Origin of the sequence: Oleidesulfovibrio alaskensis DSM 16109, assembly GCF_000482745.1 — a bacterium.
Classification (GTDB): Bacteria; Desulfobacterota; Desulfovibrionia; order Desulfovibrionales; family Desulfovibrionaceae; genus Oleidesulfovibrio; species Oleidesulfovibrio alaskensis.
The window spans coordinates 401,129-421,843 of sequence record NZ_AXWQ01000004.1; the positions used below are offsets into that span (position 1 = coordinate 401,129).

The 20,715-nt window shown below is 59.0% G+C and carries 22 protein-coding genes; 18 read left to right on the forward strand and 4 right to left on the reverse strand.

Annotation, left to right across the window (positions count from 1 at the left end; all coding sequences use genetic code 11):
- The first annotated feature begins 6 nt into the window (after positions 1 to 6).
- Both H586_RS0102080 and H586_RS17810 read left to right on the forward strand, forming a co-directional pair.
- Positions 7 to 675, forward strand: a complete 669-nt coding sequence (locus tag H586_RS0102080; protein ID WP_011368285.1) for a phosphatase PAP2 family protein — start codon at positions 7 to 9, stop codon at positions 673 to 675.
- Entirely contained in the window at positions 662 to 2,731 is a 2,070-nt protein-coding gene (locus tag H586_RS17810) for a glycosyltransferase family 39 protein (protein ID WP_051363815.1), read from the forward strand. The genes H586_RS0102080 and H586_RS17810 overlap by 14 nt, the downstream gene beginning before the upstream one ends.
- Before the next feature lie 142 nt (positions 2,732 to 2,873).
- On the opposite strand, the gene H586_RS17815 is transcribed toward H586_RS17810, so the two are convergent.
- The 4 genes from H586_RS17815 to rpmB all read right to left on the reverse strand — a co-directional run bounded on the left by H586_RS17815 (position 2,874) and on the right by rpmB (position 5,931).
- Positions 2,874 to 3,911, reverse strand: a complete 1,038-nt coding sequence (locus H586_RS17815; RefSeq protein ID WP_051363816.1) for a rhomboid family intramembrane serine protease — start codon at positions 3,909 to 3,911, stop codon at positions 2,874 to 2,876.
- A gap of 3 nt (positions 3,912 to 3,914) precedes the next feature.
- Entirely contained in the window at positions 3,915 to 4,490 is a 576-nt protein-coding gene (locus tag H586_RS0102100; RefSeq protein ID WP_027181246.1) for an FxsA family protein, read from the reverse strand.
- A gap of 228 nt (positions 4,491 to 4,718) precedes the next feature.
- Positions 4,719 to 5,609 (reverse strand): DMT family transporter, encoded by an 891-nt coding sequence (locus H586_RS17820; RefSeq protein WP_011368289.1) that lies wholly within the window; start codon positions 5,607 to 5,609, stop codon positions 4,719 to 4,721.
- A 112-nt stretch (positions 5,610 to 5,721) separates the two neighbouring features.
- Positions 5,722 to 5,931, reverse strand: a complete 210-nt coding sequence (gene rpmB / locus H586_RS0102110; RefSeq protein ID WP_011368290.1) for a 50S ribosomal protein L28 — start codon at positions 5,929 to 5,931, stop codon at positions 5,722 to 5,724.
- A gap of 196 nt (positions 5,932 to 6,127) precedes the next feature.
- Between rpmB and H586_RS0102115 the strand changes: the two genes are divergently transcribed.
- The 16 genes from H586_RS0102115 to lptE all read left to right on the forward strand — a co-directional run bounded on the left by H586_RS0102115 (position 6,128) and on the right by lptE (position 20,709).
- Positions 6,128 to 6,667: a YceD family protein gene (locus H586_RS0102115; RefSeq protein ID WP_011368291.1), complete on the forward strand. Its 540-nt coding sequence runs from the start codon at positions 6,128 to 6,130 to the stop codon at positions 6,665 to 6,667.
- A gap of 60 nt (positions 6,668 to 6,727) precedes the next feature.
- A complete protein-coding gene (rpmF, locus tag H586_RS0102120; RefSeq protein WP_011368292.1) occupies positions 6,728 to 6,910 on the forward strand; it encodes a 50S ribosomal protein L32 in 183 nt (60 codons plus the stop codon).
- Entirely contained in the window at positions 6,900 to 7,943 is a 1,044-nt protein-coding gene (gene plsX / locus H586_RS0102125) for a phosphate acyltransferase PlsX (RefSeq protein WP_027181247.1), read from the forward strand. The genes rpmF and plsX overlap by 11 nt, the downstream gene beginning before the upstream one ends.
- 63 nt (positions 7,944 to 8,006) lie before the next feature.
- The gene (locus H586_RS0102130) at positions 8,007 to 8,999 is read left to right on the forward strand and encodes a beta-ketoacyl-ACP synthase III (RefSeq protein ID WP_011368294.1); all 993 of its coding nucleotides are present in this window, start codon (positions 8,007 to 8,009) and stop codon (positions 8,997 to 8,999) included.
- A gap of 128 nt (positions 9,000 to 9,127) precedes the next feature.
- Positions 9,128 to 9,871 carry a 3-oxoacyl-[acyl-carrier-protein] reductase gene (gene fabG, locus H586_RS0102135; RefSeq protein WP_027181248.1) on the forward strand — a complete coding sequence of 248 codons (744 nt, stop codon included), beginning with the start codon at positions 9,128 to 9,130 and terminating at the stop codon, positions 9,869 to 9,871.
- Between the two features lie 65 nt (positions 9,872 to 9,936).
- Positions 9,937 to 10,167 carry an acyl carrier protein gene (gene acpP, locus H586_RS0102140; protein WP_011368296.1) on the forward strand — a complete coding sequence of 77 codons (231 nt, stop codon included), beginning with the start codon at positions 9,937 to 9,939 and terminating at the stop codon, positions 10,165 to 10,167.
- Between the two features lie 175 nt (positions 10,168 to 10,342).
- On the forward strand, positions 10,343 to 11,590 hold the full coding sequence (fabF, locus tag H586_RS0102150; protein ID WP_027181249.1) for a beta-ketoacyl-ACP synthase II: 1,248 nt from the start codon (positions 10,343 to 10,345) through the stop codon (positions 11,588 to 11,590).
- Positions 11,591 to 11,660: 70 nt separating this feature from the next.
- Positions 11,661 to 12,899, forward strand: a complete 1,239-nt coding sequence (gene glyA, locus H586_RS0102155; protein ID WP_011368298.1) for a serine hydroxymethyltransferase — start codon at positions 11,661 to 11,663, stop codon at positions 12,897 to 12,899.
- Positions 12,900 to 12,997: 98 nt separating this feature from the next.
- Positions 12,998 to 13,465, forward strand: coding sequence for a deoxycytidylate deaminase (locus H586_RS17825; RefSeq protein ID WP_011368299.1), 468 nt, complete (start codon positions 12,998 to 13,000; stop codon positions 13,463 to 13,465).
- A 2-nt stretch (positions 13,466 to 13,467) separates the two neighbouring features.
- Positions 13,468 to 14,589 (forward strand): bifunctional diaminohydroxyphosphoribosylaminopyrimidine deaminase/5-amino-6-(5-phosphoribosylamino)uracil reductase RibD, encoded by a 1,122-nt coding sequence (gene ribD, locus H586_RS0102165; RefSeq protein ID WP_027181250.1) that lies wholly within the window; start codon positions 13,468 to 13,470, stop codon positions 14,587 to 14,589.
- A 5-nt stretch (positions 14,590 to 14,594) separates the two neighbouring features.
- The gene (locus tag H586_RS0102170; RefSeq protein ID WP_011368301.1) at positions 14,595 to 15,269 is read left to right on the forward strand and encodes a riboflavin synthase; all 675 of its coding nucleotides are present in this window, start codon (positions 14,595 to 14,597) and stop codon (positions 15,267 to 15,269) included.
- Positions 15,270 to 15,341: 72 nt separating this feature from the next.
- Positions 15,342 to 16,565: a bifunctional 3,4-dihydroxy-2-butanone-4-phosphate synthase/GTP cyclohydrolase II gene (locus H586_RS0102175; RefSeq protein ID WP_011368302.1), complete on the forward strand. Its 1,224-nt coding sequence runs from the start codon at positions 15,342 to 15,344 to the stop codon at positions 16,563 to 16,565.
- 126 nt (positions 16,566 to 16,691) lie between these two features.
- Positions 16,692 to 17,162 carry a 6,7-dimethyl-8-ribityllumazine synthase gene (gene ribH, locus H586_RS0102180; protein WP_011368303.1) on the forward strand — a complete coding sequence of 157 codons (471 nt, stop codon included), beginning with the start codon at positions 16,692 to 16,694 and terminating at the stop codon, positions 17,160 to 17,162.
- Positions 17,163 to 17,165: 3 nt separating this feature from the next.
- The gene (gene nusB, locus H586_RS0102185) at positions 17,166 to 17,630 is read left to right on the forward strand and encodes a transcription antitermination factor NusB (protein ID WP_011368304.1); all 465 of its coding nucleotides are present in this window, start codon (positions 17,166 to 17,168) and stop codon (positions 17,628 to 17,630) included.
- Positions 17,631 to 17,678: 48 nt separating this feature from the next.
- A complete protein-coding gene (gene leuS / locus H586_RS0102190; RefSeq protein WP_027181251.1) occupies positions 17,679 to 20,168 on the forward strand; it encodes a leucine--tRNA ligase in 2,490 nt (829 codons plus the stop codon).
- Positions 20,152 to 20,709: an LPS assembly lipoprotein LptE gene (gene lptE, locus H586_RS17830; RefSeq protein ID WP_011368306.1), complete on the forward strand. Its 558-nt coding sequence runs from the start codon at positions 20,152 to 20,154 to the stop codon at positions 20,707 to 20,709. The genes leuS and lptE overlap by 17 nt, the downstream gene beginning before the upstream one ends.
- Positions 20,710 to 20,715: the final 6 nt, after the last annotated feature.

Below are 20,715 nucleotides of genomic sequence, written 5' to 3' on the forward strand. Positions count from 1 at the left end.
GGCGGCATGCGTACCAGCCATTCCGCACTTGTATACGCGCTCTGTCTGCTGCCCATGATGATCATGCTGGCAGCCGTGGCACTGTGCATCGGCACCGGTGAGACAGTGACGACGTTTTTCAGAGCTTACAGATACCAGCACCCCGATCTGACGTACTGGCTAACCATACTCACAGACTGGGGCAATCCCTTTTTATATCTGGTGTACGGCACCATCTATGCCCGTGCGGCCAAAGGCTCTGTTCTGGCCGCGCGCAATCCGCAGGAAGCCCGCAGCAGACGCAATTTCGTGCTGGCCTGGATAATAGCCCAGCTGCTGGTGGCGTTTCTGCTTGTGCGCATTTTCAAAATAACCATAGGCAGCCCCCGGCCCAATGCGGACGGCACATTTCAGCCGTTCTCCTTCAACTCCGGGCACAATTCGCTTCCCTCCGGACATACCACTGAAATCGTGGGGTCTGTACTGCCGCTGGCCTGCGCCGCAAAACGGCGCGCCGGAATATTGCTTTCCGCGCTGCTGGCAGTATACGCCGCACTGGTCGGCTTCAGCCGCATATATCTGGGACAGCACCATGCGAGCGATGTTTTTTTCGGCACGCTTACGGGTGCTTTTTCCGCTTTACTCATGCACACCGTCTGGACGCACCTGAACAGGAAAAACAATGACGCAAACTGAAAACACTCCCGATGCCGGTCAGCACGATCTGCACTCACAGACCGTCACGCCCGACGCTTCGACTGAAGCGGCACCGGCCGCACCGCAGCGTACAGTCTGCGAACGCATTCTGGATATTCTGGCTTTTCAGCCCCTTATTCCGCTCACCATTCTTCTGGCGCTGCAGACCGTGTTCATGCTTGACGCACGCGCGCTATGGTATTCCGACGAAGTCCGCTATGCCAACGTGTTCGAACACGTGGTCAATGCCGGTAAATGGATTGTGCTGCACCTGAACGGTGTGCCCTACCCCGACAAACCCCCTGTCTACTTCTGGCTGCTGGAAGGCATCAGGCAGGCTATGCAGGCTGCCGGTATCGCCGGTGACGCTCCGCAGGGCATCGGGCCGCGCCTGTTCTTCAGCGGTGCGGCTGCTTCTGCCCTGTTTTATATCTGGGCCACATACGCACTGGCCCGGCGTGTGGCAGCCGCAGACAAGCGCACGGCTCTGGGAGCCGGACTTGTACTGCTCAGCGTATTCTACTTCATCGGTGTGTCGCACTATTCGCGCATGGACCTGCTCTTCGCCGCACTGATCACGCTCAGCCACATATGCCTTTTCACCGGCTGGAAAAAAGAAAAATCCACTTTCTGGATTGTCTGCGGTTTCGCCTTCGCCGCGCTGGCTACCCTGACCAAAGGCCCTCTGGGGCTTGCCTTTCCGCTTGTCACATCGGTGCTCTTTCTGCTGTGGCGCGGCAAACCGCGGCGGCTGGCAGGTGCAGATGTGGCGGCCGGTGCCGGTGTCATGCTCTTTATCCTGCTGGCCTGGGTCATGGGCGCGTATCTGACGGAACAGCCGGACTTTCTTTACAACATCTTCCATGACCAGATATACCGCAGGGCCACCCATACATGGCACCACTCGCAGCCGTGGTGGCACTATATGGCAACTCTGCCCGCCGCCTGGATGCCGTGGACCCTGCTGCTGCCCGTGCTGCCTTTCGGCTTTCTGCTGAGTAAAAAAGGGGCCCGTGCCGTGGCCGCTTCGCGCACTCCGGAAAAAGAAGGCATGGCCTATCTGTGGATAGCTTTTCTCAGCGGATTCGCCATTCTTTCGGCCGTCAGCATCAAAATCATCATCTACCTGCTGCCTCTTTTCGCTCCCCTGGCGGTGCTTACCGCAGGCGGCATACTGTCCCTTTCACGCGCACGCGCCAAATGGCTCATGCGGCTGATGGCACTGCTGCTGCTGGCGCTGGCCGCAGCGCTGGTCACCCTGCAGCTGGGGCAGATGTTCGGCTGGGAATGGCTGACCAAAGCCGTCCGCTGGCCGCTGGCTCTGGAAGGATTGTGGATTCTTGCCGCAATCAGTGCAGCAGGAGCGGCAATCATGTGGGTTGCGGCGCCTGCCGCCGGCGGGGCCGGTGCGCTGCTGCTGGCAGTGCTGTTCACCACCGTATGGATTCAGCCGCTGGGACTTATCACTGCTCCCTCCATGGATAACGTGATGAGCCCGCGCATGCAGGGTGAGCTTATCGGCAGCTACATAGAAAAAGGCTACACCCCCGTGACCTATAAAGTCTATTCGGGCACTTATACGTTCTACGCCGGTGCCGACCTGCTGGAACTGGACGAATGGGCCGATGTGGATGCCGCCGTGTCAGCCCACCGGAAAACCGTGGTCGCCATGCGCACCAAACACTGGGACACATGGGAAAACAAACCCGCAGACATGCGGGAGGTAAGCCGGCAGTGGATTGTAGATCAGGAATATGTCGTTGCCGTACGCGAGACATCCTCCCCCGACCAAACAGAGGTCTCTGCCCAAACAGAGGTCCCTGCGAAGTCCGGTCAAACCGGTGAGCCTGCTGACCTGCCCGCAGATTCAGCCACCGCGCCGGTTCAGCTTCCCGCTGCCAATGCCACCAACAGTACGGCAACACAGCAATCAGCCATAACGCCCTCTGCCGACATGCCTGCGGACGACGCTCCCCAAGCGGACAGCGCCGCAGAAGAGGGGCATGAGACATCCCCTGCAGATGCTCCCGCGCAGGGCAATGCCACCACCATCTGACAGACGGTGTACAATCCATGAAAAAACACGGCGGCGGAACACAGGTTCCGCCGCCGTTCTGCTGTGCGCGACTGCCGCACAAAAAATTCCGGCATATGATGCAACATACTGCCGGTACAGATGAAAGATAAAACCACAGCCGCTACATATACACAGCCAGAGCGCAGCCCCAGGCGGCGCCTGTCAGCAGCACTGCGGCCAGTCCGCAGCATGTCTGCATCCACCTGCGGCTGACAACGGCGGCCCCCCCGGGATGCAGCAGGCCTCCGCTCAGCCTGCCCGCGGCAAAACCGCACACAAGTCCGGCCACATGTGCTGTAATGTCGGTACGTTCTCCCTCCATGCCCAGCATGGCAAGCAGCCCCAGTCCTGCAGCAATGACCGCAAAAGCCTTCACACGGCCCTGCCTGCCCTCCAGAGCCAGCGTTATGCCGCACAAAGCCCCCACAGCGCCGAAGACACCTGTGGAGGCCCCCATACTCAGATAGTCATAGCCGGAAAACAGAACACTGCAGACATTGCCGGCGGCACCGGCCAGCAGCACAAGCAGCCAGCCCGCACCGGCACCGGTGCGACGGCAGAGCAAAGGCATAAACACACCGCCGGAAACAACATTGCCCAGCAGATGGCCGCTGTCGGCGTGCAGAGTAAGCGCGGTCACAACGCGGAACCACTCGCGGTCCACCAGCACACGCATGCCGTCCAGACGTCCGGCTTCGGCCCATTGTTCCGCAGAAAGCCCGCCAACAGCTGGTAAAAAATGATTGAGCCACGGCCACCAGTGCATACGCACGCCGTGCCAGACGGCCAGACAGAGCAGCACCCAGTAAGTGACTGCCGCAGTTGGAAAAACCGGTGCGGGAAGCGGCACCGCTGCGGCGGGGGTATTTTCATGTTCGGCGCGGAGTATTTCCGCGGCAGCCAGACGCTCATAAAGCAGCGGCACATACAACGCCGCCCCCCATGAACGGTGCTGCAGCCGGTAGGGAATACCCCGCGATGCCAGCACCAGCGGCCATGCCGGAGCTACTCCGGCCCGCACACGCAGTCCGGAAGCCGCCAGCAGAGGCACCACATCGCACCACCAGCGCGAAGCTCCGCGCCGGACCATGCGGTGTCTGCCTGTCCCGGTCGTCCCGCCCCGCAGAATGGTACCTGAACGTCCGGCAGAAATGGCCACAGGCTATTTCCGCCGCGGACCATCCGCATCGCAATCGATGACGCGGGGGTCATCCTGCGAACCGTCCTCCGCGGCTTCACAGTCTATGACAACAGTCCTGCGCGGCTCTTCCTGTGCTTCGGGACCGAACCCGCCGGAATAGTAGGTACGGGAATAAAATGTTCCGCCGCTGCCGAACCCGCCGGAAAACTGCGAGGAGCGGGCTGCCCCGTGCACCTGCACCGAGCTGGCGAAACTCCGCCGCAACCGGCGTGCCAGCGGCGCTCTGGTAAGCGGGAAAAGTAATACAAGTCCCAGCGCATCGGTCATGAGACCCGGTGTTATCAGCAGAATACCGGCCACAAGAATCATCAGGCCCTCAACCATCTCATCAGCAGGCATGACACCTTTATCCAGCGACTGGCGCACCTTGAACATGGTGCTCAGCCCTTCCGTGCGGGCCAGCCATGCACCGGCTATGCCCGTAAGTATGACCAGCAGTATGGTTGAACCGGCACCGATGGCGCTGCCGACCTGAATGAGCAGATACAGCTCGATGAAAGGGATTATGGTAAACAGCAGTAAAAGGCGTAGCAGCATGGTGACCCCTGTTATGGCCTGTTATGGATTGATTGCCGGTTTTCCGGCCATGCACTGGTACTAAGCATTCCGCGACAGTTGTAAAGCGCAGTCATGCTGCGACCGGCAACAGCACGGCAGACCGCACATTGAGTCAAAGTACCGCCCATGGCAAGCGGCCGGTGCGGCACGGCACGGCAGGAACATACAGGGACAAACGGGCACAAAACGAATCACACAGGCCGGACATCACCCCGCAAGGGCTATCATCGCAGCACCGGCCCCCATGACACAGGCACCGGCAGTTCGCCACAGCGTTACCCGCTCGCCGAAAACCAGACGGCCGAAGACAACGGAAATGATCCCGTTGAGCCGCTTGACCGCTATCATATACGCGGCCGCCACCAGCGTGATAGCAAGATAGTGAAAGACAATCTGGCCGAACATGCATACCCCCAGCGCGGCACCGGCAAGAGGCCGTTCACGCAGACAACGCGGACTGACGCGGGTAAAACCGAAGATAAGCAGAAGCATCAAGGTGTTATGAATGGCGAAAAACATGGCCGCGGTGTACATGGGGGTTCCCAGCAGGGCCAGTTTTTTAGATAAGACAGCGGTCAGGCTCCAGATGAAAGCCGCCAGCAGCATAAGCATGCTGCCTTTTTCGCGGTATACCGCGCGGAACGGTTCCAGCAGGGCCGCACCGGCGCCGCAGGTTCTGCCTGAAGCGGCAGGAGCGCGGTTAAGCAGCCAGCTGCCGGCCACAATGCATGCAATACCCGCCACGCCCTGCGCCGGTATCGCCTCACCCAGAATAACGTAGCCGGTGCCCAGCATGAACGCCGGTGTAAATGAAAGAAAAGGAACGGTGAGCGAGATGGGGGACAGCCTGATGGCCCATGTCTGTATAAGAAACGCCGCCATATTGAGGGGCAGCATGACAGCCATGACGCTCCAGAACCCCTGCTGCACCTCGGGTGCATCGGACAGCAGCAGATATCCTGCAAACAGGGGCAGGCTCCAGGCCATGGGCCAGACAATCATCTCGTACGGCGGCCTGTCGCCGAAAAAGCGCTTGAAGAGCACAGCTTCACCCGCAGAAAAAAAGGCAGTGGCCAGAGCCAGAACAAACCACAGCATGACAGGCACCCCCGTTGACTCGGTTCAGTTACACCTTACTTCTTTACGGGCAACGAAAAAAGGCCCGGACAGTATTCTGCCGGGCCTTTTGCGGTCGTATGCGAAACCAACCTTATGCGGTCTTCTTTACCACAGGCTTTACCACAGCACCGGAGCGCAGGCAGCGGGTGCACACGCTGACGGTCTTAATCTGACCGGTAGGCAGCTGATGGCGGGCGCTCTGCAGGTTGGGCATGAAGCGGCGCTTGGTCTTGATGTTGGAGTGGCTCACATTATTGCCGGTCTGGGGCTTTTTGCCGCAGAATTCACATTGCTTTCCCATGACGACTATCCTCCATATATGAAAAACAGAATACGTTTCGCGAGTTTTGGACCCCTCCCGGCGATCCGCTGCTTGCACGCGAGGACGGAACGGCCAAGGAAGGAGGGTTTCTTATAACGACACTTAAAAAAAGGCAACCCTTTTCTTGACAAACAAAGAGATACACATGTAGAAATCGCCTTCCGCGAGGACAATTATGCCTGAATTTTGGATCCTGATAAAAGACATTCCCGCCGGGGGCAAGGAATTTTCCTTCGACGAACCGGCCATCTGGGAAAATCCCATAGCGGAATTTTCCCTGCCCTATGCAATCCGGCGTCCCCTGACTGCGCAGGTCTTTCTGCTTGCCCAGCAGGACGGTGTTCTTGTAAGAGGACGCATCACCGGCCAGATAGCGGTACCCTGTGACCGCTGTGCCGAAGATGCCGTCATCGACATCGACCACCAGTTTGATTCTTTTGAACTGCTGCCCGGCGATGATACAGAAGACACCGGCGACGACGAAACCATTATCGGGCCCGCTCCTGACGGAGCCGGTGCCGGCATGGAAATGGGGCGTTTGCTGTGGGAAGAATTCATTGTATCGCTGCCTGCCAAGCCGCTTTGCGCCTCCGGCTGCAAAGGGCTGTGCCCGGTATGCGGAAAGAATCTCAATGACGGGAAATGCGGCTGCGACACAGAGCAGTACGACCCCCGTCTGGCCGCTTTGCGCGGCCTGAAAGTAACAAAGCACTAAACGCCTTTACGGCTCACTTCCGCGCCGTCCGCGCGGACGACAAAGAAAGAGAGGATAGTCATGGCTGTTCAACAGAACAAAAAATCCAAGTCCAGAAAGGGTATGCGTCGTTCTCACCACCGTGTGGCCGTTCCTTCGGTTGTGTACTGCGCCTGCGGCGAACCCGCACTGCCCCACCGTGTGTGCAACAGCTGCGGCTCCTACAACGGCCGTCAGGTGCTCAGGCAGGACGATGAGCAATAGCGTTCCGGTGATCGCCGTGGACGCCATGGGCGGGGATCACGGTCCCTCCATAGTTGTTCCCGGCGCCGTTCGGGCCGCCCGCGAAAACAGTCTGAAGCTTATCCTGGTAGGCGACAAGGACGCAATCAGCGCGGAACTCAATAGGCTGCCCCTTGACGGGGTGGCCTATGATATTGTGCACGCCAGTCAGGTGGCGGGCATGGAGGAAAAACCCTCCGACATCCTGCGCCGCAAAAAGGATGCCTCCGTACAGGTGGCATGCAGGCTGGTGCGTTCCGGTGATGCAGACGGCATCGTCAGCGCCGGCAACTCCGGTGCCACAGTGGCATGCGGCATGTTCATCATGGGGCGCATTCCCGGTGTGGAGCGTCCGGCACTGGCATCTGTGATGCCCACGGAAAAAAAGCCCTGCGTTCTTCTGGACGTGGGCGCCAACGTGGACTGCAAACCCTATCACCTTTTCCAGTTCGGCCTGATGGCCGAAGCCTTTGCCCGCGACCTGCTGGAAATCGAAACACCCCGCGTGGGTCTTTTGAGTATCGGCGAAGAGGAAGGCAAGGGTAACTCTCAGGTGAAGGAAGCGTACGAATTGCTGCGCGAAGCCAAAAATATCAATTTTGTCGGAAACATAGAAGGGCGCGACCTGTTTACCGGCAATGTTGATGTCGCCGTGTGCGACGGCTTTGTAGGCAACGTTGCGCTGAAGCTGAGCGAAGGGCTTGCCAGCTCGCTTGCCCGTCTGCTCAAGCGCGAACTGCTTACCGGCATCAAAGCCAAGATAGGCACTTTTCTGGCGCGTGACGCGTTCCGGCGCTTTGCCCGCTTTGTGGATTACGCCGAATACGGCGGCGCGCCCCTGCTCGGCTTGCAGGGTATCGCCATCGTGTGCCATGGTGCTTCCAATGAAAAGGCCATCGCTTCTGCCGTAGGCATGGCGGGCACCTTCGTTTCCAAGGGCACCTACCACCACCTTGTGGAGACCATCAGTGCCAACGAAGAGCTGACCAGCTACGGCAAGGCCGTCAAGCAATAACTACCGACCCGTGACGGCGGCGCGTTACCTGCGTCGCCGCTTCATGTTTCACGGACCCTGCCAATGACCACAAAAAGCTACATTCTCGGATTCGGCTCCCACGCGCCGGAGCGGATTCTCACCAACACCGACATGGAAGCGTTCGTGGACACCACGGACGAGTGGATCACCACGCGGACCGGCATAAAGCAGCGCCACATAGCCGCCGAAGGCGAAACGACATCCGACCTTGGCGCAAAAGCCGCGCTGCAGGCTCTGGCAAATGCCGGACTGCATGCCGACGCACTGACCCACATTCTTGTGGCCACCTGTACCCCCGACGCCATGTGCCCCAGCACAGCCTGCCTCATCGAGCACAAGCTCGGTGTTTCCGGCCTGATGGCGCTCGATCTAAACGCCGCCTGTTCCGGCTTTCTGTACGCTCTCAACATGGCACAGGGCATCGTGGCTCTGACCCCCGACGCCAAGGTGCTTGTTGTGGCTGCAGAAGTGCTGAGCAGGCGCATCAACTGGAACGACCGCTCGACATGCGTTCTGTTCGGCGATGGCGCCGGCGCCGTCATCGTGGGCAGTCACCCCAACGAGGGACGTGCCGTGGAAGTGGCAGACAGCCTGCTTTCTTCAGACGGTGCGTTGGGTGATCTTCTGCTCATCAGCGGTGGCGGAACCAGCGTTCCCTACAAACACGGCCAGCCCGTGGGTGACGAATTTTTCGTCCGCATGGAAGGCCGTGAAATATTCAAACACGCCGTGCGCAGCATGGCACGCGTGTGCGAAGAACTGCTTGAGCGCAACGGCATAGCCCGCGAAGACGTGGATATGCTGCTGCCCCATCAGGCAAACCTGCGCATTATCGAAGCGGTGGGAAAAAAACTGGGTATCCCTGCCGATAAAGTATTTGTGAATCTTCAGGAATACGGCAACACTTCCGCTGCATCGGTGCCTCTGGCACTGGCCGATGCGGACAGTAAAAACCTGCTGCCCCCCGGGCGCACGGTACTGCTGACCACATTCGGAGGCGGATTCACATGGGGTGCAGTGCTGCTGCGCACCTGAAAAAGCGTGTATAACCGGTAACCTTCCGGAATATAAGATACTCGCTGCCGAAATTCACAATTGAAGTTACACTGTCTTTACGGTATAAAGCGGTGCCTTCCGGTAAAGAAGAGAAAAAGCGAACCAAAATGAGCGAACTTATCTCCACCGCACTGGTCACGGGCGGCTCACGCGGCATCGGCAAATGCATTGCCGAAACACTGGCCGCGCAAGGTTTTCAGGTACTGCTTACCTATGTGAGCAAACCTGAAGAAGCCGAAACCGTGGCCGAGTCCATCCGCACTGCGGGCGGACAGGCAAGGGCCCTTCGTCTGAATGTGGGCGACCCCGAAGAGGTGGCCGCATTCTTTAAAAACGAAGTGAAGGACAAAGTCCGGCTGGATGTGCTGGTGAACAACGCCGGCATAACCAAAGACGGGCTGCTCATACGCATGAAAGATGAGGACTTTGCACGGGTTATCAGTGTAAACCTGCAGGGCGCCTTTTCATGCAGCCGCGAAGCGGCCAAAATAATGAGCAGACAACGCTGCGGCCGCATCATCAACATCACCTCGGTGGTGGGCCAGATGGGCAACGCCGGACAAGCCAACTACTGCTCCGCCAAGGCCGGTCTTATAGGACTTACCAAGTCCGCCGCCAAGGAGCTTGCAGCGCGCAACATCACCGTAAACGCCGTGGCACCCGGTTTCATAGAGACCGACATGACCAGAGCGCTTGCCGACAATGTGCGCGAACAGTACCTTTCCGCCATTCCGCTGCGCCGTCTCGGCAGTGCACAGGATGTGGCGGATGCCGTGGCCTTTCTTGCTTCTGACAAGGCTGGCTACATTACCGGGCAGGTCATCGCCGTCAACGGCGGTCTGTACACCTAGCCCGCCTGCGGACAGGCCGCTGCCTGCCTGCGCTTCAGCTACAAATAACACCGATTGGAGGGAATATGTCCGTCGAAGAAAAAGTCAAAAAGATCATCATGGACCAGCTCGGCGTTTCCGCCGAAGAAGTAAAGCCCGAAGCTTCCTTTGTGGAAGATCTGGGTGCTGACTCCCTGGACCTGACCGAACTGATCATGGCCATGGAAGAAGAATTCGGTACCGAGATTGATGACGACGACGCTCAGAAAATTCTGAAAGTCAAAGACGCCATCGACTACATCGCTGGCAAGCAATAGTCTTCACTCATCATTCCAAATACATGCAAGCAGGCGTCTTATGACGGAGTCATAAGGCGCTTTGCCCTTTTCTTCCGGCTGCTGCGAAAAAGGCTTTTTTCCGCCCCTGCCACCGGCCAGACCGGACACCGGACGGACGGCTTTTACGCCGCGTTATGCCCACGAGGAACATAGAATGACTGGAAAACGAGTAGTAGTAACCGGACTTGCCGCAATAACCCCGCTTGGCAACAATGTTGAAACCAGCTGGGAAAATCTCATTGCCGGAAAGTCCGGAATCGGGCCCATCACCCGTTTTGATGCCAGCGAATATACATCCCGCGTGGCGGGCGAGGTAAAAGACCTCGACCTGGGCGAGTATATTCCCCCCAAACAGGCACGCCGCATGGACCGCTTTACGCAGTACGCGGTGGCCTGCGCCAAGCAACTCATGAAGCACGCAGAATACACCGTGCCCGAAGAAACGGCCCATCGCGTGGCCTGTCTTCTGGGTGTGGGGCTGGGCGGACTGGAAACCATCGAGCAGTTTCATACCAAACTGGTCGAAGCCGGTCCCAACCGCATCTCCCCCTTCATGATTCCCCAGCTTATCTCCAACATGGCCCCCGGCCAGATTGCCATGGAAATAGGCGCCAAAGGCGGCAACGTTGTGATGACCAGTGCATGCGCATCGGGCACCCACGCCATCGGCTATGCTTTTACCGAGGTAAAAGTGGGCCGCTACGACGCTGTGGTCACCGGCGGTGCCGAATCCACCATCACCCCCATGGGCGTGTCCGGGTTCACAGCACTGCGTGCGCTTTCCACCGCAAGCAACGATGCCCCCGAAAAGGCTTCGCGTCCCTTTGATGCCAACCGTGACGGCTTTGTCATCGGCGAAGGCGCAGGGCTGCTGCTGGTCGAATCGCTTGAGTCCGCCCGGGCCCGCGGGGCAACCATATACGCGGAAATCGTGGGCTTCGGCTCTTCGGACGACGCGTTTCATATGACCGCCCCCCGCGACGACGCCGAAGGCATGGCACGCGCCATGCTGATGGCCATTGAAGAAGCCGGCATCAGCCCCGCTGATGTGGACTGCATCAATGCCCACGGCACCTCGACACAGCTGAACGACAAGAGCGAAACACTGGCACTGAAAAAAGTGTTCGGCGACCACGCGTCCAAGCTGCGCATCAGCGCCAACAAATCGCAGACGGGCCACCTGCTGGGGGCCGCCGGCGGCGTGGAAGGCGTTTTCAGCTGTCTTACCCTTGCAACCGGCACCGTGCCCGGTACCGCAAACTATGAAACCCCCGACGAAGACTGCGACCTCAACTATATGGGTGGCGGTTCCGAGTCGTATCAGGCACAATACGTGCTGAGCAACTCCTTCGGCTTCGGCGGCACCAACGCGTGCATGCTGTTCAAGCGCTGGGAAGGCTAATACCGAATCCCTCCGCCGCGCATCCCCCTGCGGGGTGCGCGGCATAACCACAACGCGGAGAGTGGAAACCATGGACGAACTGCTTATTCAGGATCCGGAAGTCGGTCGCGCCATTGTTCAGGAAGTGGAACGTCAGACCGGCAAGCTGGAACTCATCGCCTCTGAAAACTTTGTGTCCCCCGCAGTCCGCGCCGCACAGGGCAGCGTGCTGACCCATAAATACGCCGAAGGATACCCCGGCAAGCGGTATTACGGCGGTTGCGAATTTGTCGACGTGGCGGAAAACCTCGCCATCGACCGCGCCTGCGAAATATTCGGCGCCCAGTACGCCAACGTCCAGCCCCACTCCGGCAGCCAGGCCAATATGGCCGTATACTTTTCCGCGCTGACTCCCGGCGACACCATTCTGGCCATGGATCTGTCGCACGGCGGACACCTGACCCACGGCAGCCCCGTCAACTTTTCGGGCCGGTTCTACAATGTGGTGTTCTACGGTGTCTCGCGCGAAACCGGCTGCATAGATTATGACAGCGTGGCAGAACTGGCACGCGAGCACCGCCCCGCCATGATTGTGGCCGGTGCCAGCGCCTACTCCCGCATCATCGATTTTGCACGGTTCCGCGCCATAGCCGACGAAGTGGGTTCCCTGCTTATGGTCGACATGGCACACATAGCCGGTCTGGTGGCCGCCGGTCTGCATCCTTCCCCTGTGGGCACGGCGCACTTCACCACCACAACCACGCACAAAACCCTGCGCGGTCCGCGTGGCGGCATGATTCTGTCGGACGAAGAAGCCGCCAAAAAACTGAACAGCCAGATTTTCCCCGGCATTCAGGGCGGCCCGCTCATGCATGTCATCGCCGCCAAGGCTGTGGCCTTCGGCGAAGCGCTGCGTCCCGAATTCGGCGCCTACCAGAAGCAGGTGGTCGCCAACGCCGCCAAACTGGCCGCCACCCTGACCGATGCCGGTTTTGAACTGGTTTCCGGCGGCACCGACAACCACCTGATGCTGGTGGACCTGACAAACAAGGATATCACCGGTAAAGATGCCCAGCATGCGCTTGACCTTGCGGGCATCACCGCCAACAAAAACACGGTGCCTTTTGAAACCCGCTCGCCTTTCGTGACTTCGGGCATCCGGCTGGGTACCCCTGCCCTGACCACCCGCGGCATGAAAGAAGCTGAAATGGTCAAAGTGGCCGGCTGGATAATCGACGCGCTGGGCAATATCGGCAACGAAACCCGTCTGGCGGAAATAAGCCGCGACGTGGAAAAGTTCGCCCGTCAGTTCCCGCTGTTCCACTGGTAACAGCAGACAAAGCAACATTGCAGCGGGGCGGTTTGACAAAACCGCCCCGCTATATTCACTGCTAAAGCCGCACACAGCGCGGCACACGGATATCACGCATGCACAGCAGACTTCCCTGGCCTCATTATTTTATGGACATCACCTATCTTGTGGCCGAGCGTTCCACCTGCACGCGGCGCAAAGTGGGCGCCATCGCGGTCAAGGACAAACGCATTCTGGCCACCGGTTACAACGGTGCGCCCTCCAATGTGGCGCACTGCCTTGATGTGGGCTGCCTGCGCGAAGAGCTGGGAGTGCCTTCCGGCCAGCGGCATGAAATATGCCGTGGCCTGCACGCCGAACAGAACGTGATTATTCAGGCAGCCATCCACGGGGTATCACTGGCCGGTGCGGAAATATACTGCACCACGCAGCCCTGCCTTATCTGCACAAAAATGCTGATAAACTGCGGAGTGACAGCAGTGTATTTCATGGAACCCTATCCGGACCCGCTCTCAGAGGCCATGATGCGCGAAGCCGGAGTGAAATTTGAAGTGCTTGATTATCCTCAGGCCGGACGGAAATAGCCGTGTCACACGATCATCCTTTTTCTTCCTTCATGCTTGAGGCGGTGGCGCTGGCCGAAAAAGGCCGCTGGGCCACATCGCCCAATCCCTGCGTGGGTGCCGTGCTGGTAAAAGACGGGCAGACCGTGGCGCGCGGCTGGCACACGGCCTATGGTAAACCGCATGCCGAAATAGAATGCCTGCGCGATGCCGCCCGACGCGGAGTGAACCCCGCCGAATGCACTCTGGTGGTAACGCTGGAACCATGCAACCACACCGGAAAAACGCCCCCGTGCTCCATAGCCGTGCTGCAGGCCGGTATCCGGCACGTGGTGGTGGGTATGATGGACCCCAACCCCGTGGCACAGGGCGGAGCAAATTTTCTGCGCGAAAACGGAGTCACCGTTGAAACAGGGGTCTGCCGTCAGGAATGCGAAGATGTGGTGGACGACTTCATCACATGGAAAAAAACACCCCTACCCTACACCATCATCAAGCTTGCCTCCACTCTGGACGGCCGCATAGCCACCCGTACAGGGCACTCACGCTGGATAAGCGGCGAAGAATCGCGCCGCCGTGTGCATGAACTGCGCAGACACGCCGATGCCGTCATCGTCGGGGGAGGAACCTTCCGCGCTGACAATCCGCAACTTACCTGCCGGCTGGAAGGAATCCGCCGGCAACCGCTGGCCGTGGTGGTCACCTCGCAGCTGCCCGATGCCGGAGCCTCCATGCACCTGCTGCAGCAACGCCCGCATGAAACAATTTTCTGGACACCCCGCGCAGTGGCGGCTTCCGAAAAGGCCGATGCCCTGCGCGCTCTGGGGGTGCGCGTGACCGGACTGGACCGCAACTGCAAGGGCAGACTGGATCTGCATACCGCCCTTGCGGGCCTGCGCAGCGAATACGACTGCTACCACACCCTGTGCGAAGGCGGCGGCATGCTGGCTCTTTCCATGCTGGAAATGAATGTGGCGCAGGAGCTGGAACTGCATATGGCCCCCAAACTGCTGGCCGACGCACAGGCCAGACCGCTGTTTGACGGCCGCACACCGTCCACCATGGAACAGGCGCTGGGCCTGCGCATCTGTAATGTCGCCCGCAGCGGCGAAGACGTTATCCTGACCTTGCGCCCGAGGAAATAACACCTATGTTTACCGGAATAATCAACGGACAGGGCGAAATCCTGTCGGCAGACAACAGGGGCAGTGAAACCCGTTTCCGCATCCGGCCCCGCTTTGCGCTGACGGACTATGTCACCGGCGAATCCATCGCCGTGAACGGCGTATGTCTTACCGTGGAAACCTATGCTGACAGCTGGTTCAGCGCATACGCATCTGCGGAAACCCTGTCCTGCTCCAACCTTGGAGCCCTGCACACCGGCGCTGCCGTTAATCTGGAGCGCGCGCTTGCAGTGGGCGACAGGCTGGGCGGGCACATTGTCAGCGGACATGTGGACTGTCTGGCCACGGTGCAGTCGGTGCAGCCTGCGGGGCTTTCGCGCGTATACCGGCTCGGCTTTCCGCAGGAATTCGGGATTCAGGTGGTGGATAAAGGCTCCGTAACTCTTGACGGTATCAGCCTTACGGTTAATCATTGCGGGCCGGATTTTCTGGAAGTGAACATCATTCCCGAAACGCAAAAGGTGACAACCATCGCGCACTGGAAGCCCGGAACCCGCGTAAACATGGAAACCGACATCATCGGCAAATATGTTCAGCGCATGCTCACCCCGTGGAGCTCCGCAGACAAAGGCGGCGCAACCGCAGGCGACAGCCGGGCCGGCACTCTGACAATGGACTTTCTGCGCGAACACGGCTTTTAACCGTAAAACGCCGCAAACCGCCGGCGGCACGACCGCCGGAGGATACCGCAACTTACCGAGAGGTTCCCAGATATGCCTATGTGCACGGCCGAAGAGGCCATTGAGGAAATCCGCAGCGGACGGATGCTCATTCTTGTAGACGACGAAGACCGCGAAAATGAAGGCGACCTGACCATTGCAGCCGAGCATGTTACTCCGGAGATCATCAATTTCATGGCCATGCACGGCCGCGGTCTCATATGCCTGGCCATGGCGCCCGAATGGGTGGACAAGCTGCAGCTGCCGCTGATGGCCCGCCGCAACGAATCCAAATTCGGCACCAACTTCACGGTATCCATCGAAGCCCGTCAGGGCGTCACCACCGGTATTTCCGCCAAAGACCGCGCAACGACCATTCTTACGGCAGTGAAAGACGACGTGAAGCCCGAAGACATAGTCACCCCCGGCCACATCTTTCCCCTGCGCGCCCAGAAGGGCGGTGTCATGGTGCGTGCCGGACAGACCGAAGGCAGTGTGGATCTGGCCCGTCTTGCCGGTCTCAAGCCCGCCGCCGTCATTTGCGAGATAATCCGCGACGACGGCGAAATGGCCCGCATGCCTGATCTTGTGGAATTTGCCGAAAAGCACGGCCTGAAGATTGCCACCATACGCGATCTTATCAGGTACCGTATGCAGCCCGGACAACTTTCCGTACAGCGGGTGGCAGAAGCTAAAATGCCTACCAAATACGGTGACTTCACTGTTATCGCCTACGAAAACGACCACGGTGACGAAACCCACCTTGCCATGGTCAAAGGCGACATAAAAAATCAGGACGCCGTGCTTGTGCGCGTGCACTCCGAATGCCTCACCGGCGATGTGCTGGGATCGCTGCGCTGCGACTGCGGCGATCAGCTGGCAGCCGCCATGTGCACCGTGGCAGCCGAAGGCGCAGGCGTTGTGCTGTATATGCGTCAGGAAGGCCGCGGCATCGGACTGGCCAACAAGATCAAGGCTTATGCGCTGCAGGATCAGGGCTACGATACCGTGGAAGCCAACCACAAGCTGGGTTTCAAGGCCGACCTGCGCGACTACGGCATCGGCGCACAGATTCTTGTGGATCTGGGCGTGCGCAAAATGCGCATGATGACCAACAACCCGAAAAAAATCGTGGGCATAGAAGGCTACGGCATTCAGGTGGTCGAACGTGTTCCCATCGAAATGCATGCCTGCGAATTTAACGAAAATTACCTGCGCACCAAAAAGGAAAAGATGGGGCATATGCTGCATCTTTCCGACGAAGGGCAGGAACAGTAACAGCCGGGGCGCCGGCCGCCCCCTCAATTTGTTGATGATGCGCACCCCGTGTTCCGGCACGGGGTGCGACCTGCATATTCCACTTTGCCACGCGGCCCCCGCGCCGCCATCAGGAGACTTTTTACCATGATGCACCTGAAAACCATCGAAGGCCAGTTCGACGCCAAGGGGCTGAAGTTCGCCATCATCGCCACCCGCTTCAATGACTTTGTCGTTGACCGTCTGGTTGGCGGCGCCGTCGACTACCTGACCCGCTGCGGCGGCAGCCGCGAAGACATGACCCTCATCCGTCTGCCCGGCGCATTCGAAATGCCCGTGGCCGCCAAAAAGCTGGCCGCCTCCGGCAAATACGACGGCGTGATCGCTCTGGGTGCCGTCATCCGCGGTGCCACTCCGCACTTTGATTTTGTGGCCAACGAAGCCACCAAAGGCCTTGCACAGGTTGCGCTGGAATCCGGCGTACCCGTGGGATTCGGCCTGCTGACCACCGACACGCTGGAACAGGCCATCGAGCGCGCCGGTTCCAAGGGCGGAAACAAAGGCGTGGAAGCTGCTTCCGCCGTTCTTGAAACGATCCGAGTACTGGAGCAGCTGTAACACATGGCCGCAAAAGGTAACAATTCATCGCGGCGCTCTTCGCGGGCGCTTGCTTTTCAGGTTCTTTACGGGCTTAACTTTTCGCCCGCCAAGGATCTGGCCCAGCTGCAGGAAGCCTACTGTGCATCGCCCGACGTGAGCGACCGCGGAGGCGAAGCGCACCCCGTGGGGTTTGCCTGGGAACTTATCGAAGGCACATGGACCAATCAGAAAGCGCTGGACGAGATCATCACCCGTTTTGCCCAGAACTGGCGCGTGGAGCGCATCGGCAAAATAGAACTGACCATCCTGCGCCTTGCCGTATATGAAATGCTCTACCGCGCCGACGTACCGCCCAAAGTGGCCATCAACGAAGGCATAGAGCTTTCAAAGCAGTTCGGCGACGACAAGTCGCGCAACTTCATCAACGGCATACTGGATGCGGCAGCCAAGGCGCTGGAAGCAGGCACCATCACGTGCAAGTACTGATTCTGAACTCTTACCGCTCAACGACTATACATAAGGAATAGCACGGCTATGAAGTACAATCCTCAGGCCATTGAAGAGAAGTGGCAGCATATTTGGGAAGAAAAGGAGATGTTCCGCAGCGAGCACGGCTCCGACAAGCCCAAATACTACGTGCTTGAGATGTTTCCCTATCCTTCGGGCAACATCCACATGGGGCACGTCCGCAACTACTCCATAGGCGACGTGGTCGCCCGCTTCAAGCGCATGCAGGGCTTCAACGTGCTACACCCCATGGGCTGGGACGCTTTCGGACTGCCTGCCGAAAACGCCGCCATCAAGCACGACACGCACCCCGCCAAATGGACATACTCCAATATCGACAATATGCGCAGCCAGCTTAAAAGGCTGGGCTATTCGTACGACTGGCGCCGCGAACTGGCCACCTGTGATGCGGAATACTACCGCTGGGAACAGCTGTTTTTCCTCAAATTCATGGAAAAAGGCCTGATATACCGCAAAAAGGCACCGCAGAACTGGTGCCCAAAATGCAACACGGTACTGGCCAACGAGCAGGTCATAGACGGGCTGTGCTGGCGTTGTGATTCAGTGGTCGAACAACGTGATCTGGCGCAGTGGTTCCTCAGAATCACCTCCTACGCCGAAGAACTGCTGGCCGACCTTGAAAAACTGACCGGCGGATGGCCCGACCGCGTACTGACCATGCAGCACAACTGGATAGGCAAATCCGTAGGTGCCGAAATCGAATTTGCCGTGGATGGCAGCGATGAAACCGTCAAGGTTTTCACCACCCGCCCCGATACGGTGTTCGGTTCCACATTCATGAGCATTGCTCCTGAACATCCGCTGGTGGAAAAACTCATCACCGGCACCGGGCAGGAAGAGACTGTCAGGGCTTTTGTCACGCGTATACGCAACATGGACCGCATTGAACGCACCGCAGACACGCTGGAAAAAGAAGGCGTGTTCACGGGCGCATACTGCATCAATCCGCTCAGCGGACGCAGAATGCCCATCTATGTGGCCAACTTTGTACTGGCCGAATACGGCACGGGCGCCGTCATGGCCGTGCCCGCGCATGACGAGCGCGACTTTGAATTCGCCCGTAAATACGACCTGCCGATGGAAGTTGTCATCCAGCCCGAAGGCGCGGAACTGACACCTGCAACCATGGAAACCGCCTATACCGGTCAGGGAACCATGGTCGGGTCGGGCCAGTTCAGCGGGCTGCCCAACGAAGAAGGCAAAACCCAAATAGCCGAATGGCTTGAAGCCAACGGCAAAGGCAAACGCACCGTCAACTACCGCCTGCGTGACTGGAATATCTCGCGCCAGCGTTACTGGGGTGCGCCCATTCCCGTGGTCTACTGCGAAAAATGCGGCATTGTGCCCGAAAAAGCAGAAAACCTGCCCGTCCGTCTGCCGCTGGACATAAAGACCCGTTCCGACGGCCGCTCGCCGCTGGGCGAAACTCCGGAATTCTACGAATGCCGGTGCCCTGCATGCGGAGAAAAAGCACGGCGCGAAACCGACACCATGGACACCTTCGTGGAGTCCTCATGGTATTTTGCGCGCTACACGTCGGCCGGTGACAATGAAGCCCCCTTTGATGCGCAGGCACTCAAGTACTGGCTGCCCGTGGACCAGTACATAGGCGGCGTGGAACACGCCATTCTGCACCTGCTGTATGCGCGTTTCTTTATCAAGGCACTGCGCGACTGCGGCTACATGGACCTTGACGAACCTTTCGCCAACCTGCTGACGCAGGGCATGGTGCTGATGGACGGCGCCAAGATGTCAAAGTCAAAGGGCAATGTGGTTGATCCCACTGAAATGATCAGCCGCTACGGTGCCGACACCGTCCGCCTGTTCTGCCTTTTCGCGGCACCGCCCGAACGTGACTTCGACTGGTCCGACTCCGGCATCGAAGGCGCAAGCCGGTTTGTAAACCGCGTGTGGCGGCTGGTGGAAGACCTGCCTGCGGGCATGGCGCCCATGGCCCCCTGCTCCAGCAGCAGCGATGACTGCACCGGCGCGGCCGCAAAGGATATCCGGCAGAAGGAACACGCCACCGTCAAAAAAGCCGGTGCCGACATTCAGAACAGATTCCAGTTCAACACCGCTATTTCTGCCGTGATGGAACTGGTCAACGCGCTGTATCTTACCCGCGACGAACTGGGTGCCGACGAAAAAGGCCGCAGAGTGCTAGGCTCGGCAGTGTCGTCAGTGCTGGCCATGCTGGCGCCCATCACCCCGCATCTGTGCGAAGAACTGTGGGAACAGCTGGGCCACAAGGACATGCTTACCGCAAGACCGTGGCCCCGATACGACGAAGACGCCCTGCTCAGGGACGAGGTGGTCATTCCGGTTTCAGTCAACGGCAAGCTGCGTTCCAAAATGACCGTACCCGCAGGCACCGGCAAGGAAGAGCTTGAAAAGCTTGCTCTTGCAGAAGCCAACGTGGTACGCCATACCGAAGGACTCACCGTCCGCAAGGTAATTGTCATCCCGGGGAAAATGGTCAATGTCGTCGCAAGCTGACAACATACGCGCCCGTACGCGCGGCGCGTCCGCCATACGCACAGCGGTACTGTGCGCCGTGCTGGCCTGTGTGCTTTTTGCGCTGCAGGGCTGCGGCGGCTACCGGCTGGCCGCGGACGAACCTTCCGTGTTCGGCGGACCGCAGGCCACCATCCGCATACGCGAAGTGGTCAACCCCTCGCTGTTTCCGTGGGTCGGTGCCGTCATCCGCGCTGAAATGCGCGACGAGATAACCAACAGGCACATGGCCACATGGAAAGACAACGGCAGAACGGACTACTCCATAGCTGTCATTGTGGATAAAATCACAGTGACCGGACGCGCCACAGATACGGATGATTCCGACCGTCTGTTCAGCGCATCGGTTTCGCTGAAGGCTGCCGTGTATGACGACAACACCAACACCGTTGTCTGGGATTCCGGCTTCACCTCCGTCAGCGAAACCTACCGGACGTTTTCCGGCACAGACCAGCAGGCCGCTTACTCCGCGGTGCGCAAAGCCACGCAGTATGTGGTGGACAGAATGCGACACAGCTTCTAGACCCTT

Excerpts from the sequence above, each read along its gene's own strand:
- H586_RS0102080 (WP_011368285.1), top strand. The coding sequence starts at position 7 with ATGCGTACCAGCCATTCCGCACTTGTATACGCGCTCTGTCTGCTGCCC.
- H586_RS17810 (WP_051363815.1), top strand. The coding sequence starts at position 662 with ATGACGCAAACTGAAAACACTCCCGATGCCGGTCAGCACGATCTGCAC.
- H586_RS0102100 (WP_027181246.1), bottom strand. The coding sequence starts at position 4,490 with ATGCTGCTACGCCTTTTACTGCTGTTTACCATAATCCCTTTCATCGAG.
- H586_RS17820 (WP_011368289.1), bottom strand. The coding sequence starts at position 5,609 with ATGCTGTGGTTTGTTCTGGCTCTGGCCACTGCCTTTTTTTCTGCGGGT.
- rpmB (WP_011368290.1), bottom strand. The coding sequence starts at position 5,931 with ATGGGAAAGCAATGTGAATTCTGCGGCAAAAAGCCCCAGACCGGCAAT.
- H586_RS0102115 (WP_011368291.1), top strand. The coding sequence starts at position 6,128 with ATGCCTGAATTTTGGATCCTGATAAAAGACATTCCCGCCGGGGGCAAG.
- rpmF (WP_011368292.1), top strand. The coding sequence starts at position 6,728 with ATGGCTGTTCAACAGAACAAAAAATCCAAGTCCAGAAAGGGTATGCGT.
- plsX (WP_027181247.1), top strand. The coding sequence starts at position 6,900 with ATGAGCAATAGCGTTCCGGTGATCGCCGTGGACGCCATGGGCGGGGAT.
- H586_RS0102130 (WP_011368294.1), top strand. The coding sequence starts at position 8,007 with ATGACCACAAAAAGCTACATTCTCGGATTCGGCTCCCACGCGCCGGAG.
- fabG (WP_027181248.1), top strand. The coding sequence starts at position 9,128 with ATGAGCGAACTTATCTCCACCGCACTGGTCACGGGCGGCTCACGCGGC.
- acpP (WP_011368296.1), top strand. The coding sequence starts at position 9,937 with ATGTCCGTCGAAGAAAAAGTCAAAAAGATCATCATGGACCAGCTCGGC.
- fabF (WP_027181249.1), top strand. The coding sequence starts at position 10,343 with ATGACTGGAAAACGAGTAGTAGTAACCGGACTTGCCGCAATAACCCCG.
- glyA (WP_011368298.1), top strand. The coding sequence starts at position 11,661 with ATGGACGAACTGCTTATTCAGGATCCGGAAGTCGGTCGCGCCATTGTT.
- H586_RS17825 (WP_011368299.1), top strand. The coding sequence starts at position 12,998 with ATGCACAGCAGACTTCCCTGGCCTCATTATTTTATGGACATCACCTAT.
- H586_RS0102170 (WP_011368301.1), top strand. The coding sequence starts at position 14,595 with ATGTTTACCGGAATAATCAACGGACAGGGCGAAATCCTGTCGGCAGAC.
- H586_RS0102175 (WP_011368302.1), top strand. The coding sequence starts at position 15,342 with ATGCCTATGTGCACGGCCGAAGAGGCCATTGAGGAAATCCGCAGCGGA.
- ribH (WP_011368303.1), top strand. The coding sequence starts at position 16,692 with ATGATGCACCTGAAAACCATCGAAGGCCAGTTCGACGCCAAGGGGCTG.
- nusB (WP_011368304.1), top strand. The coding sequence starts at position 17,166 with ATGGCCGCAAAAGGTAACAATTCATCGCGGCGCTCTTCGCGGGCGCTT.
- leuS (WP_027181251.1), top strand. The coding sequence starts at position 17,679 with ATGAAGTACAATCCTCAGGCCATTGAAGAGAAGTGGCAGCATATTTGG.
- lptE (WP_011368306.1), top strand. The coding sequence starts at position 20,152 with ATGTCGTCGCAAGCTGACAACATACGCGCCCGTACGCGCGGCGCGTCC.